This window comes from Streptomyces sp. NPDC033845 (assembly GCF_055576225.1).
The window spans coordinates 270,428-284,406 of record NZ_JBVIRI010000003.1 but is presented as its reverse complement, the minus strand read 5'-3'; the positions used below and the strand labels follow the sequence as shown (position 1 = coordinate 284,406).

Genomic DNA, 13,979 nt, shown 5'->3' with positions numbered 1-13,979 from the left:
CCGTGCGCTCCGGGCGGTTACGCCTCGAAGACCTCGGAGATCAGCTGCTGCTGCTCCGCCTGGTGCCGCTTGGCCGAGCCGACCGCCGGGGACGAGCCGTGCGGACGGGAGATCCGCCGCAGCCGCTCGCCCGCCGGGATGTCCGCGCCGACCGCCAGGTCCAGGTGGTCGATCAGGTTGAGCGCGATGAACGGCCAGGCACCCTGGTTCGCCGGCTCCTCCTGCGCCCAGATGTACTTCGCCGCGTTCGGGAACTTGGCGATCTCCGCCTGGAGCTCCGCGCCCGGCAGCGGGTACAGCCGCTCGATCCGGATGATCGCGGTGTCGGTGATGCCGCGCTTCTCCCGCTCGGCCTCCAGGTCGTAGTAGACCTTGCCCGCGCAGAACACGACCTTGCGGACCGCGTTCGGGTCCACGGTGGAGTCGCCGATCACCGGGCGGAAGCTGCCCTCGGTGAACTCCTCCGCCTTCGAGGCCGCGGCCTTCAGACGCAGCATCGACTTCGGGGTGAAGACGATCAGCGGCTTGTGGTGCGGGTTGTGGACCTGCCAGCGCAGCAGGTGGAAGTAGTTCGACGGCAGGGTCGGCATGGCGACCGTCATGTTGTCCTGCGCGCACATCTGGAGGAACCGCTCGGGACGCGCGGACGAGTGGTCCGGGCCCTGGCCCTCGTAGCCGTGCGGGAGCAGCAGGGTGACCCCGGAGGTCTGGCCCCACTTCTGCTCGGCCGAGGAGATGAACTCGTCGACGACGGTCTGCGCGCCGTTGACGAAGTCGCCGAACTGCGCCTCCCACAGCACCAGCGCGTCCGGGCGGGCCAGCGAGTAGCCGTACTCGAAGCCCATGGCCGCGTACTCGGAGAGCAGCGAGTCGTAGACGTTGTAGCGGGCCTGGTCCTCGGAGAGGTACAGCAGCGGGGTGTAGTCCTCGCCGGTCTCCCGGTCGATGAGCACCGCGTGCCGCTGGCCGAAGGTGCCGCGGCGGGAGTCCTGGCCGGACAGCCGGACCGGGGTGCCCTCCATCAGCAGCGAGCCGAAGGCGAGGGTCTCGCCCATGCCCCAGTCGATGGTGCCGTCGTCGATCATCGCCGCGCGGCGCTGCAGCTGGGGCAGCAGGCGCGGGTGGACGGTGACGCCCTCGGGGATGGTGACCTGGGACTCGGCGATCCGCTTGACCACCTCGAAGGAGATGGCGGTGTCCACGGCCACCGGGAACTGCTGCGGGGTGACCGGGATCGACGCGCCCACGGACGGCTGCGCGGCCGCCTCGCGGACCTCGGCGAACACCTTCTCCAGCTGGCCCTGGAAGTCCTGGAGGGCCTGCTCGGCCTCTTCCAGGGTGATGTCACCGCGACCGATGAGGGACTCGGTGTACAGCTTGCGCACCGAGCGCTTCTTGTCGATCAGGTCGTACATCAGCGGCTGCGTGAACGCCGGGTTGTCGGACTCGTTGTGGCCGCGGCGGCGGTAGCAGATGAGGTCGATGACCACGTCCTTGTTGAACGCCTGGCGGAACTCGAAGGCCAGCCGCGCCACGCGGACCACGGCCTCCGGGTCGTCGCCGTTCACGTGGAAGATCGGCGCCTCGATCATGCGGGCCACGTCGGTCGCGTACATGGAGGAACGCGAGGACTCCGGGGCGGCGGTGAAGCCGACCTGGTTGTTGATGACCACGTGCACGGTGCCGCCGGTGCGGTAGCCGCGCAGCTGCGACATGTTCAGGGTCTCGGCGACCACGCCCTGGCCGGCGAAGGCCGCGTCCCCGTGGAGGGCCAGCGGCAGGACCGTGAAGTCGGTGCCGCCCTTGTTGATGACGTCCTGCTTGGCGCGGGCCACACCCTCCAGGACCGGGTCCACCGCCTCCAGGTGCGAGGGGTTGGCGACCAGCGAGACCTTGATCTGCTCGCCGTCCAGGCCGGTGAAGGTGCCCTCGGCGCCCAGGTGGTACTTGACGTCGCCGGAGCCGTGCATGGACTTCGGGTCGAGGTTGCCCTCGAACTCGCGGAAGATCTGCGCGTAGGACTTGCCGACGATGTTCGCCAGGACGTTCAGCCGGCCGCGGTGGGCCATGCCGATGACGACCTCTTCGAGGCGGGCCTCGGCGGCGGAGTCGATGACCGCGTCGAGCAGCGGGATGACGGACTCGCCGCCCTCCAGGGAGAACCGCTTCTGGCCGACGTACTTGGTCTGCAGGAAGGTCTCGAAGGCCTCCGCCGCGTTGAGGCGGCGCAGGATCCGCAGCTGCTCCTCGCGCTCCGGCTTGGAGTGCGGGCGCTCGATGCGGTCCTGGATCCACTTGCGCTGCTTGGGGTCCTGGATGTGCATGAACTCGACGCCGGTGGTGCGGCAGTAGGAGTCGCGGAGCACGCCGAGGATGTCGCGGAGCTTCATCATCGACTTGCCGGAGAACCCGCCGACCGCGAACTCGCGCTCCAGGTCCCACAGGGTGAGCCCGTGCTCGGTGATGTCGAGGTCGGGGTGCTTGCGCTGCTTGTACTCCAGCGGGTCGGTGTCGGCCATGACGTGGCCGCGGACCCGGTAGGAGTGGATCAGCTCGAAGACGCGGGCGGCCTTGGTGACGTCGTCGTCGTGCGAGGCGTCGATGTCCCGGAGCCAGCGGACCGGCTCGTACGGGATGCGGAGCGCCTCGAAGACGTCGTCGTAGAAGCCGCTCTCGCCGAGCAGCATGTTGGCGACGATCCGGAGGAACTCGCCGGAAGCCGCGCCCTGGATGACCCGGTGGTCGTAGGTCGAGGTCAGGGTCATGACCTTGGAGATGCCCAGCTTGTTCAGGGTGTCCTGGGAGGTGCCCTGGAACTCGGCGGGGTAGTCCATGGAGCCGACGCCCATGATGACCGACTGCCCGGGCATCAGACGGGGCACGGAGTGGACGGTGCCGAGGCCGCCGGGGTTGGTGAGGGAGACCGTCACCCCGGTGAAGTCGTCCATCGTCAGCTTGCCGATCCGGGCGCGGCGGACGATGTCCTCGTAGGCCTGCCAGAACTCGAAGAAGTTGAGGGTCTCGGCCTTCTTGATGCCGGCGACGACGAGCTGGCGGTCGCCGTTGGGCTTCACCAGGTCGATGGCCAGGCCGAAGTTGACGTGCTCCGGCTTGACCAGGGTGGGCTTGCCGTCCTTCTCCTGGAAGGAGTAGTTCATCGTCGGCATGGCCTTGATGGCCTGCACCATCGCGTAGCCGATCAGGTGCGTGAAGGAGATCTTCCCGCCCCGGGCGCGCTTGAGGTGGTTGTTGATGACGATGCGGTTGTCGAACAGCAGCTTCACCGGGACGGCGCGGACGGAGGTGGCCGTCGGGACGTCGAGGGAGGCGTTCATGTTCTTCGCCACGGCGGCGGCCGGTCCGCGGAGCGTCACCAGCTCGGGGCCGCCGGGGGCCTCGGTGGAGGGCGCGGCGGCCTGCGGGGCGGCGGCGGTGGGAGCGGGGACCTGGGCGACCTGGGCCGGTGCGGCGGCCGGGGTCGATGAGGTGACAGTCACAGCAGGGGCACCAGAGGGGGTGGCAGGAGCAGGGGCAGGAGCTGACACAGGCGTGGCGGTCGGCGCGGCGGGAGGGGCCGTGGCGGCAGCGGCGGGGGCGGCGGCCGGGGCGGGTGCCGGGGTCGCGGTCGTGGTCGCTGCGGGGGCGCTGCTGACGGCGGTGCCGGCGGCCTGTGCGGGGGCGCCGTCCGTCGTCGTGGACTGCTCCGTCTTCACCGGGGCGGCGGCGCCCCCCGGCTTGTAGTCGGCGAAGAAGTCCCACCAGGCCCGGTCGACCGAATTCGGGTCCTGGAGGTACTGCTGGTAGATCTCGTCGACGAGCCACTCATTCGCGCCGAAGCCGGAGGCAGGGTTCTTCCCGCCCTCTGCTGCTTCGGTCGTGGTGGTCGAGTTACTGGGGGACTGTGGCGACACGGCGGCAACCGCCCTACTTCCGCTTCACAAGGTTTGGACAGCGGGAATAAAGGCTACGCCTCCCCGGCCCCGAGATGCAGACCGGGCGGGAGATCCGTCGTGCAGGTCACATCGAACGGCGGGTTTCACGGGGTGGAATGGCGGGAAACAAGCGTGGTTCGGGTAGGGCTGACCGCGGTTGCGGCCCCCTGGCTTCGCACCCCTGACGGACCCCGGGCACATGTGGCCGAGATCATCTCCTTCCCGTCTCGAACCCTACGTCAAGCCGGGTCGAGCCGCGTCAACCCGCAGCTCGGACGCTGCCCGGAAGGGTGACGAGGATCCGGCAGCCCCGAGCGGATTCGGCCACTCCGATATGGCCACCGTGCAGTGCGACCGCCCAGCGGGCGATGGCCAGCCCCAGACCGGTGCCCCCGTCGCCGCCCCGGGCACTGCCCCGGTTGAACCGCTCGAAGACCCGGTGGCGCTCCGACTCCGGGATGCCCGGGCCCTCGTCCACCACCTCCAGCCGCAGGCTCCCCGGGGCCTCCCCGGCCCGGGCGCGCACCGTCACCCGGCCGTGCTGGGGGCTGTGCTTGACGGCGTTGTCGATCAGGTTGGCCACCACCTGGTGGAGCCGCTCGGCGTCCGCGTGCGCGGTCAGCTCGGGCGGGAACACGTCCAGGTGCAGGTGCACGTCCTTGCGGGTGTGGTTCCCCGAGCCGGTGAGCGCCCCGCGCTGCCCGGCGGCCAGCCCGGCCTCCTTCAGTACGCCCGACAGGTACGGCCACACCTCGAAGCGGCGGGCCAGCAGCGGGACCACCCCGTTGTCCACCCGGGAGAGGTCCAGCAGGGTCTCCACCAGCCGGCCCAGCCGCTCGGTCTGCTTCAGCGCCGTCCGCATGGTCTCCGGGTCGGCGGCCGAGACCCCGTCCACCACGTTCTCCAGCACCGCCCGCAGCGCGGCGATCGGGGTGCGCAGCTCGTGCGAGACGTTGGCGACCAGCTCCTTGCGGTGCCGGTCCACCGCCTCCAGGTCGTCCGCCATCACGTTGATGGTCGCGGCCAGGTCGCCCAGCTCGTCCCGGCGCTCGGCCCCGTGCACCCGCCGGGTGTAGTCCCCCTGGGAGATCGCCCGGGCCACGGTGGTCATCTGGTCCAGCGGGGCGGTCAGGCTGTGCGCCACGAACTGGGTGATCAGCATGGAGGCGATCACCGAGAACACGGTGATGAACCGGACCTCGGTCTTGGTGCGCAGGGCCACCATCAGCAGCCCGGTGGTGATGAACACCGAGACCACGACCAGGGTGCCCAGCTTGGTCTTGATGGAGAACGGGGAGAAGGGGCGCAGCCCGCCCGGCCCGGTCACGCGCCCGCCGGGGTCTCCAGGGCGTACCCGACGCCGTGGACCGTACGGATCCGCTCGGCGCCGATCTTCCGGCGCAGGGCCTTGATGTGGCTGTCCACGGTACGGGTCCCGGAGGCGTCGGCCCAGTCCCACACCTCGGCGAGCAGCTGCTCCCGGGAGAGCACCGCGCGCGGGGTGCCGGCCAGGCAGACCAGCAGGTCGAACTCGGTCGGGGTGAGGTGCACGTCCTCGGACTGCACCCGGACCCGCCGCTGGGCGTGGTCGATCTCCAGGTCGCCGAGCCGGAGGGTGGAGCCCCGGGGGGCGGTGGCGGCGATGGTGGCCCGCTCCACCCGGCGGAGCAGCACGTGCACCCGGGCGGCCAGCTCCCGCATGGAGAACGGCTTGGTCATGTAGTCGTCCGCGCCGACCCCGAGGCCCACCAGCAGGTCGGTCTCGTCGTCGCGGGCGGTGAGCATCAGCACCGGGACCGGCCGCTGCGCCTGCACCCGGCGGCAGACCTCCAGGCCGTCGAAGCCGGGCAGCATCACGTCGAGCACCAGCAGCTCCGGCTGCCAGCCCTCGGCGGCGGCCACGGCGGCCGGGCCGTCGCCGGCCGTCTGCACCTGGAACCCCTCGGCGCGCAGCCGGGCCGCGATGGCCTCGGCGATGGTCTGGTCGTCCTCGACCACGAGCACGCGGCGCTGGGCACCGGGGGTCGCCGGGGTCGCCGCGGCACTGCTGTGGGTGGTGTGTACCTGTTCCGTCATCCCGGCCTCGTCCCCGCCCGTTCCCGGTCGTCCGTCTTCGTGCGTCTTCGTGCGCGGTCGTCTTCCGTGCTCGTCTTCGGTGGTCGTCGTCCGCGGTCGGCTTGGGGCAGCGTAGAGGAGCCGCCCCGCTGCGGCCATGCAGGGTCTACGTGGGGTTCCGTGCCAGATGGACCACGTCCGGGACACCTCGGGCAACGGGCACCTCTTCCGTCCGTACCGAGCTGAATCCGGCATTCCGCAATGCTTGTTCAAAGGCCGCGGAGGGCTGCGCGGACCAGAGGGCCAGCACTCCGCCGGGGGCCAACCGGGCCCGGCAGAGGGCCAGTCCGGCGGTCGAGTAGAGCGCCCGGTTGTCCTCGGTGACGGTCCAGTCGGGGCCGTTGTCGATGTCCAGACAGAGGGCGTCGTAGCGGTCCGGTGACGCGTGCAAGTGCTCCACGAGATCGGTGTGCAGGATTGTTACCCGCGGGTCCTCCAGAGCGGCCGCGGAGACGGCGTCCAGCGGCCCGGACCGGTGCCACCCGATGACGGCCTCCTCCCGCTCCACCACCGAGATCCCGCCCCAGAAGGGGTCGGCGGCGGCGTGCGCCAGCGAGAAGCCGACCCCGAGTCCGCCGATCAGCACCGAGGGGCGGCCCCCTTCCGGCGGGCGCGGACCGAGGGCACCCCGGGCGGCGTCCACGAGCAGCCGCTCCGAACGGCCGTCGGAGGTGTCCATCAGGAAGCAGCCGTTGGCGATGATCTCGAACACCGGGGGCTGCCCGCGGCGGCGCAACACGACTTCCCCATAAGGGCCGTGGCGGCGGTCGAGGGTGACGGGAGCGGTCATGCGATGCACAACGAAGCCCCCGCTCCGGGTGTTCCGGAGCGGGGGCCTGGAGTTGTCAGGTCGCCGGGGGCGACGGGTCGCGCGGGGCGAGGGGGCTGCTCAGGGGCGCGGGGCGGACTGCCGGACGTACTGCTCGACGCGCCGGAGCTCGCGCTGTGCGCCGGGCTGGCCGCCGAAGGTGCGGTCCCAGGTGATCGGGGCGATGGTCACGTGCCCCTTGCGCACCCACACGGAATCGGCGTCCGGACGGGTCTCCGCGCACTCCGAGCCCGGCTCCTCCGCGCACAGCCCGAGCACGATGGCGAAGGAGTCCCCGGCGCCCTGCCGCTCGTACGCGTGGAAGGCGACGGCCCCCGCGCCGACCCGGGTCCACACCGCGGACCGGGCCCGCTGCCCCTCGCTGACGTCCGGGTAGTCCACCTTGAGGGCGAAGGCCGGGGTGAGCAGGCCCCGGCCGCGCAGGCCGGCGACCAGCCGGGCCCCGAACTCGGCGTGCGCACGGTAGTTGACCAGCGGGAAGGAGGTGAGGGAACGGTCCGAGGAACTGCTGAAGGCGAGGGCCGGCACCCCGGAGTCGATGGCGGCCACGGCCGCGCCGACGGTGCCCGAGTCGTTGACCGAGGCGGACACGTTCCAGCCGGAGTTGATACCGGTCAGGACCAGGTCCGGCCCCTCGGTCCAGCCCGCCTTGGCCGCCAGCCCGCCGCGCAGGGCGAGCTTCACCGTGTCGGCGGGGGTGGCGCTGGGGCTGGCCGGGGTGCAGGGCGAGGAGTTCAGACAGACCCCGTACACCGCGCCCTTCGCGGGGGCGCCGGCGCAGTCGCCCCCGTACCCGGCCGGCAGCGCGGTACGGCGCTGGGCGGTGAGGGTGCCGCCGTTGGAGACGGCGGTGCCCCGGCCGCTCTGCACCCCCCAGGGGGCCATCACGACCACATCGGCCCCGGCCGCGCACATGGCGCGGCGGAGTTCGTAGAGGCCGAGGCCGTCGGAGTTCTCGGGCCTGGCGGCCTGCATGCCGTCGTCGTTGGTGAGGAGGACCCGGAGGCTGGCGAGCGGGGCCTTCGGGGTGTGGGAGGCCTCGGCGGCCCGAGGGGCTCCGGACGGTCCGGGCGCGGCGGTGGCGGTGCCGAGCCCGGCGAGGAGGGCGGCGGCGCTGGCGAGGACGAGCGCGGTGCGTCTGCCGGATCTGCCGGATCCGGTGGTTCCGGTGGATCTTCCGTGGTTTCCGAGGATGCTGCTGCGGCGCATGGGAGAGCGGTCCCTTCGGCGGTGACGGGTGGGGTGAGCGGGGAAGCGGGTGAGCGGGTGGTCGAGCGGTCCGCCCCGAAGGGGGCGGGGGTCGGGAGGGGTCAGAGGGCGAGGCCGTGGCCGCGCGGGAAGAGGGGGTCGGCGGTGTCGTCGGGCACGTCCGGGCGGGACGCGGCCACCGCCGCCATCGAGCGCGGCAGCTCGAACGGCAGCCGCCCCTCCGGCACGGCCCGCCCGAACAGCACGTCCAGCAGGGCCGCGTCCGAGGCGCCGTAGTCGGCGAGCAGGGCGGCCGCCCGGTCGGCGATCTCGGGGATGACGGCGGGCCGCTCCAGGTTGACGCAGACCACCGTCGGCACCGTGTCCAGCAGCCGCAGCACCGGCGCCAGCTCCTCCTCGGGGAAGGCCAGCGAGCCGGAGTGGAAGAGGGACTCGAAGAGGTTCTCGCGCGGCTCGTGCGGGGTGCGCAGCCGCAGTACCGCCAGATCGGCGGACGCCGGGTCCCCGACCGGCTCCGCGTACTCCGCCAGGACGGCCGGATCCACTCCCTCCGCGTACACCCGGGGCCGCGGGGCGGCCGGCAGCGGCAGCAGGCCCCGCCCGTTGGTCAGGACGGTCAGCGAACGCCGCTGCGCCGCCGCGCCCAGCGCCGTGAAGTCCGCCCGGCCGACGGTCTCGGCGGCCAGGTCCGGATCCACGTACGGGTCCTCGAACAACCCGAGCCGGAACTTCTCCCGCAGCAGTCGCCGCACCGAGGCGTCCACCCGCTCCTCGGCGATCCGGCCCGCCCGGACCAGCTCCACGACCACCTCGGGGCACTGCTCCCCGCCGAACTGGTCGGCGCCCGCGTCCAGCGCGCGGGCCGTCCGCTCGGCGGTGTCCAGGTGCTCCAGGCCCCAGGCGCGGGCCTCGTGGACCTGCCCGAAGATCGTGGAATCGGTGAGCAGGCCCCAGTCGGTGCACACGATCCCGTCGAAGCCGAGCTCCTCGCGCAGCAGACCGGTCAGGACGCCCCGGTTGAAGCCGAAGCCGACCTCCTCCCAGTCGGTGCCGACCGGCTGCCCGTAGTACGGCATCATCTGCGAGCAGCCGGCCGCGATGGCGGCCTTGAACGGCTCCAGGTGGTGCTCCCGCATCCCGCCCGGATAGACCTGCTCCTTGCCGTGCGCGAAGTGCGGGTCCTCGCCGTCCTTCTGCGGGCCGCCGCCGGGGAAGTGCTTCACCATCGCGGACACCGAGCGGGGACCCGGTTCGGGGTCGGGGCCCTGGAGGCCGCGCACATAGGCCCGTACGAGCTCGGAGGCCAGCGCGGCGTCCGAGCCGAAGGTGCCGGACTGGCGGGACCAGCGGGGTTCGGTGGCCAGGTCGATCTGCGGGTGCAGGGCGACCCGGAAGCCCACCGCCAGGTATTCGCGGCGAACCGTGTCGGCGAACCGGAAGACCAGCTCCGGGTCCCCGACCGCGGCCAGCCCGAGGGCCTCCGGCCAGGCGGAGAACGGCCCGGACCCGAAGGAGGCGCCGATGTTCTCCGTGAAGGCGTGCCGGGGGTCGGTGGACAGGGTGACCGGAATGCCGAGCCGGGTGCCGGCCGCCATCTCCTGCACCGCGTTCTGCCACCGGGCCGTCTCGCGGGCGCCGTGGCCGCCCAGCAGGTTGAAGTGGGAGATCAGCCGGCCCTCGACCAGCTCCGGGGTGGCGAAGGGGAGGAGGGAGCCGTCGGTCTCGGTGACGGGGGAGCCGTCCGGGTTCATGGTCAGCATGGAGTGGAAGAGCTGCCCGGCCTTCTCCTCCAGGGTCATCCGGGCGAGGAGGTCCTCGACGCGCCGGTCGACCGGGAGCGAAGGGTCGCGGTAGTCGGGGGCGTTCGGGGCGGCGGCGGGGGGCATGGGGGCTCCGGGGGCTCAGGGGCTCAGGGGCTCGGGGGGCGTGCGGGCAGGGCGGTACGAGCGCGGGGATGGGGGCTCGGGGTGCGCGGCGGGCGGGCTCGCGGGGTACGCGGGGCTCGCGGGGGTACGCAGTGCTCGCAGTGCTCGCGGCGAAGTGGTGACACGTTAAAGCGGAATCCCGAGTGGCCACTAGGTATTGGAAAAGTGACCTGGGTCACAGGTCGGTGGCGCCGGGGTGCCGCGCCCTACGCTGATCCGCATGGCGAAACAGCAGGTGAGGTCGGCCGGGGGCGCCCGGGGCGGCTACGCGGTGGGCGACGCCCGGCGGCGGGCCATCCTCGACGCCGCCGTGGAGCACTTCGGGCAGTGGGGGTTCCGGTCCTCCTCCCTGGCGCGGATCGCCCAGGACTGCGGCATCACCCAGGGCGGACTGCTCCACCACTTCCGCGGCAAGGAGGACCTGCTGCTGTCGGTGCTCGCGCACAGCGAGCGGCACGACATCGAGCGGCTGTTCGCCGCACCGGCGGTGTCGGTGGCCGAGCACTTCGCCACGGTGGTCGAGCTCGCCGAGGACAACGTGCGGCGGCCCGGCATCGTCCGCATGTTCAACGTGCTGGTCGGCGAGTCAGGCACCCCGGGCCACCCGGCCCACATCTACTTCCGGGAGCGCTACGCCAGGGTGCTCGCCCTGACCGCCGCCCTGCTGGCGGCGGGCGTCGAGCGCGGGGAGCTCCGGCCGGACACCGACTGCGAGCGGGTCGCCCGGGAGATGATCGCCGTCATGGACGGCCTCCAGATCCAGTGGGCCCTGGACCCGACGGCCCTGGACATGCCGGCCCGCCTCCGCGACTACCTGTCCCGCCTGCTGCGCGAACTCGCGGCGGCCGGGAACGCCGACCCGGCGGGGCCGGCGGGGTCCGCTCCGGTATCAGAACTCCGGTAGGTGGTCCAGGACCGGGTTCAGGCGCGGGGGGACGGCGCCGGTGGCGGTCGCGACCTCGTGGCCCGCGTGCACGAAGGCGTAGACGAAGCCGTCGTGGACGGTCTCCTCGCCCATCGACACCCGCGGCAGCCGCGGGAAGTCGGCCGCGACCAGGGCGGCGCGCAGCCGGGCCAGTCGGGCCGGGGCCAGCCGGCCGGCGGCGGTCTCGCGGGCGTTCCCGTCCAGTCGGGTCCAGGAACCGTCGCCCCGGATCACCAGGGTGCTCCGACGCCCGGCGTACCCGCCGCTGCGGGTCACCGTCAGCAGATCCTCGTCGGCCCTCGTGGGCAACGGGGCGGCGGGAGTGCCGGTGCCCGTGCCCGTGCCCGTGCCCGGGCCGGTGGTCGGGGCGCCGGCCGACGGGGTCGGCGAGCCCGGGCCCGGGGCGGCGTCCGGGGAGTCCGGCGCACAGCCGACCAGCAGCGCCACGCAGACCACCACCCCTGCGACCAGCACCCCTCCGGCCGGGTCGCAGGGCGCGGGGTGCCCGCGCAGGGCCCGTGCCGCCCGGACCGCCCGCGCCGCCCATGGCATTCGCATCGCTCGCACACCCCCCCACTCCCGCAAGGACTCCGCCGACCGAGAGTATGGAGCCCCCGCCCCCGTTCGGAAAGCACCCGGAGGAAGCCATCAGCAGCAGTCGCCCCGGCGCTCCCGGAGCCCGGTCCCGGGCGTGGCCGCGTGCCGTGCCGGTGTGGGGCGGGCCCGTGCTGGTGGCGGTCGCGCTCGGGCTGTGGGGGCTCGACCGGCGGGGCAGCATGTGGCGAGACGAGTCGGTGACCTGGCAGGTCGCGCACCGCCCGCTCGGCGAACTGTGGAGTCTGCTCGGCGAGGTGGACGCCGTCCACGGCCTGTACTACCTCCTCATGCACGGCCTCTTCGCCCTCTGGGACGGCACCGGCACGGCCACCACCGGCGCGGCTGCCGATCCCGCGCTCCCCTGGGCGCTCTGGGCGCTGCGGCTCCCCTCGGTGGCCGCGACCGCCCTCGCCGCCGCCGGAGTCGCGGTGATCGGCCGCCGGCTGTCCGGCGGCCGGGCCGGGCTGTGCGCGGGCCTGCTGTACGCGCTGCTCCCGCCGGTCCAGATGTACGCGCAGGAGGGCCGCTCGTACGCCCTGGTGGCCGCCGCCGTCGTCTGGGCCACGTATCTGCTGCTCCGCGAGCGCTGGCTGCCGTACGCGCTGCTGATGCTGCTGGCCTGCTGGCTGCACGAGTTCGCCGTACTGGCCCTGCTCGCCCACGCCTTCGCCGGCCGCCGCTCGCCGGGCTGGCGGCGGGCCGCCGCCGCGGTGGTGGTCCTGGTGCTGCCGCTCGCCGTGCTGGGCGCCGGGCAGGCCGGGCAGCAACTCGGCTGGCTGGGGCGGCCCAAGCTCGCGGACTGGGCGGCGTACGCGGTGGTGGCCGGGCTCTCCCTGCTGCTCTCGCGCGGCGCGGACCGGGAACTGGTCCGGATCGCGCTGCCGCTCGCGCTGCTGCCGGCCGGACTGCTGATGGCCGTATCGCTGGCGAACCCCTGGTACGTGGACCGGTACGTGCTCTACTCGCTGGCCGGACTCGCCCTCCTCGCGGGCGCGGCCCGCCCCCGTACGCTGCTGCCGCTCGGCGCGGTGCTGGTGGCGGCCGCCGTGCCGTGGTCGCTGTGGCTGCGGACCCCGGAGAGCCGCAAGGACGACGTCCTGGCGGTCGCCGAGGCGGTACGGGCCACCGCCCGGCCCGGTGACGCGGTGCTGTTCATGCCCGCCCGGCGGCGCGAATGGCTGCTGGCCTCCCCGGAGGTCTACGGCGGCCTGCGCGACCTGGCCCTGGACCGCGACCCGGTCGCCTCCCGCAGCCTCCAGGGCACCGAACGGCCCCCGGCGGACATCCTGGCCGGGCTGATGGACTCCCCCCGGGTACTGGCCCTCATGGACCCGGCGGACCAGCCGTGGGACCCGTATCCGCGCGAGGCCGTCAAACGGCAGACCCTCGGCGCCCACTTCGACCTCTGCTCCACCACCGAGGTGCGCGGCGCCCGCATCGCCCTCTACGCCCGCCCGGGCACCTGCCCGCCCTCTCCCACACCTGGAGGATCTCCATGACGGCCCGCCAGTCCGACGCACCCTCCCTCCCCACCCCGCTGGTCGGTCCGGACCGGCTCGCGGAACTGCTCGGTCAGCCGGGGACGGTGGTGTTCGACGCCTCGGTGGGGGAGCTGCGCGGCGGGGCGCCCCGGATCCCCGGGGCGCGGCCCTTCGACCTGGACGGCGAACTGTCCGACCACTCCGCGCCCGTCCCGCACACCATGCCGGGGCCGGACCGGTTCACCGAGGCGATGCGCGGCCTCGGCGTGGACGACACCGCCACCGTGGTCGTCTACGACGCCGCCGGGATCTACTCCAGCGCCCGGGCGTGGTGGATGCTGCGCGCGATGGGCTTCGACCGGGTGGCGGTCCTCGACGGCGGACTGCCGGGCTGGGTGGCGGCCGGGCTGCCGGTGGAGGACCGGCCGGCCGGGTACGGCGGTCCGCGCGGCACGTTCACGGCGCGGCCGGTGCCCGGGCTGCTGGTCGGCAGCGCGGAGGTGCTGGCCGCGCTCGGCGACCCGGCCGCGGCCGTCTTCGACGCGCGGACCCGGGGGCGGTTCGCGGGCACCGCGCCCGAACCGCGGCCGGGACTGCGGTCCGGGCACATGCCGGGCGCGCACAACCTCCCCTTCGGGGAGCTCCAGACCGGGGCGGGCCGGATGCGGCCCGCCCCGGAACTGCGGGCCGCGTTCGCGGCCCTGGCGGACCGCCCGGAACGGCTCTACTTCAGCTGCGGCTCCGGGGTCACGGCCTGCGTGCTGGCCCTCGCCGCCGAACTGGCGGGCCACTCGGCCCTGTCCGTCTACGACGGCTCCTGGAGCGACTGGGGCCGCCCCTCCCCCCTCCCGGTGACCACCGACCCGACCCCCTGATCCTCCCCGTTCGCCGGAGGCGAACAGGGGGCGGGGAACATCGGTGGGCTCCGAAGCATTGAGTCGGCATAGCTCAACTTCACTGCCGGAG

At 73.4% G+C, this 13,979-nt stretch carries 10 protein-coding genes; 3 read left to right on the top strand and 7 right to left on the bottom strand.

Translation table 11 applies throughout. The features are described from left to right. Window positions 1-17: 17 nt before the first annotated feature. The 6 genes from ACZ50K_RS08310 to ACZ50K_RS08285 form a co-directional block, all read right to left on the bottom strand. Window positions 18-3,911 carry a multifunctional oxoglutarate decarboxylase/oxoglutarate dehydrogenase thiamine pyrophosphate-binding subunit/dihydrolipoyllysine-residue succinyltransferase subunit gene (locus ACZ50K_RS08310; RefSeq protein ID WP_468899111.1) on the bottom strand — a complete coding sequence of 1,298 codons (3,894 nt, stop codon included), beginning with the start codon at window positions 3,909-3,911 and terminating at the stop codon, window positions 18-20. 280 nt (window positions 3,912-4,191) lie between these two features. Next, complete coding sequence (locus ACZ50K_RS08305) at window positions 4,192-5,259, bottom strand: HAMP domain-containing sensor histidine kinase (RefSeq protein ID WP_468899108.1); 1,068 nt, start codon at window positions 5,257-5,259, stop codon at window positions 4,192-4,194. Continuing rightward, window positions 5,256-6,008 carry a response regulator transcription factor gene (locus ACZ50K_RS08300; RefSeq protein ID WP_468899105.1) on the bottom strand — a complete coding sequence of 251 codons (753 nt, stop codon included), beginning with the start codon at window positions 6,006-6,008 and terminating at the stop codon, window positions 5,256-5,258. Before ACZ50K_RS08300 ends, ACZ50K_RS08305 begins: the two co-directional genes overlap by 4 nt. 145 nt (window positions 6,009-6,153) lie before the next feature. Continuing rightward, window positions 6,154-6,837, bottom strand: a complete 684-nt coding sequence (locus ACZ50K_RS08295; protein ID WP_468899102.1) for a spermidine synthase family protein — start codon at window positions 6,835-6,837, stop codon at window positions 6,154-6,156. A 99-nt stretch (window positions 6,838-6,936) separates the two neighbouring features. After that, a complete protein-coding gene (surE, locus tag ACZ50K_RS08290; protein WP_468899099.1) occupies window positions 6,937-8,085 on the bottom strand; it encodes a 5'/3'-nucleotidase SurE in 1,149 nt (382 codons plus the stop codon). Window positions 8,086-8,186: 101 nt separating this feature from the next. Continuing rightward, window positions 8,187-9,971, bottom strand: a complete 1,785-nt coding sequence (locus ACZ50K_RS08285) for a glycoside hydrolase family 3 protein (protein WP_468899096.1) — start codon at window positions 9,969-9,971, stop codon at window positions 8,187-8,189. A gap of 259 nt (window positions 9,972-10,230) precedes the next feature. On the opposite strand from ACZ50K_RS08285, the gene ACZ50K_RS08280 reads away from it, so the two are divergent. Next, window positions 10,231-10,914, top strand: coding sequence for a TetR/AcrR family transcriptional regulator (locus tag ACZ50K_RS08280; protein ID WP_468899094.1), 684 nt, complete (start codon window positions 10,231-10,233; stop codon window positions 10,912-10,914). On the opposite strand, the gene ACZ50K_RS08275 is transcribed toward ACZ50K_RS08280, so the two are convergent. Beyond that, window positions 10,900-11,502, bottom strand: coding sequence for a hypothetical protein (locus tag ACZ50K_RS08275; protein WP_468899091.1), 603 nt, complete (start codon window positions 11,500-11,502; stop codon window positions 10,900-10,902). The two genes, ACZ50K_RS08280 and ACZ50K_RS08275, sit on opposite strands and share 15 nt — an antisense overlap. Before the next feature lie 158 nt (window positions 11,503-11,660). Here ACZ50K_RS08275 and ACZ50K_RS08270 point away from each other — a divergent pair, with 158 nt between their 5' ends. Together ACZ50K_RS08270 and ACZ50K_RS08265 are read left to right on the top strand one after the other, a co-directional pair. Next, on the top strand, window positions 11,661-13,031 hold the full coding sequence (locus tag ACZ50K_RS08270) for a glycosyltransferase family 39 protein (protein WP_468899089.1): 1,371 nt from the start codon (window positions 11,661-11,663) through the stop codon (window positions 13,029-13,031). Further along, window positions 13,028-13,888 (top strand): sulfurtransferase, encoded by an 861-nt coding sequence (locus ACZ50K_RS08265; RefSeq protein ID WP_468899087.1) that lies wholly within the window; start codon window positions 13,028-13,030, stop codon window positions 13,886-13,888. The genes ACZ50K_RS08270 and ACZ50K_RS08265 overlap by 4 nt, the downstream gene beginning before the upstream one ends. Window positions 13,889-13,979 lie beyond the last annotated feature (91 nt).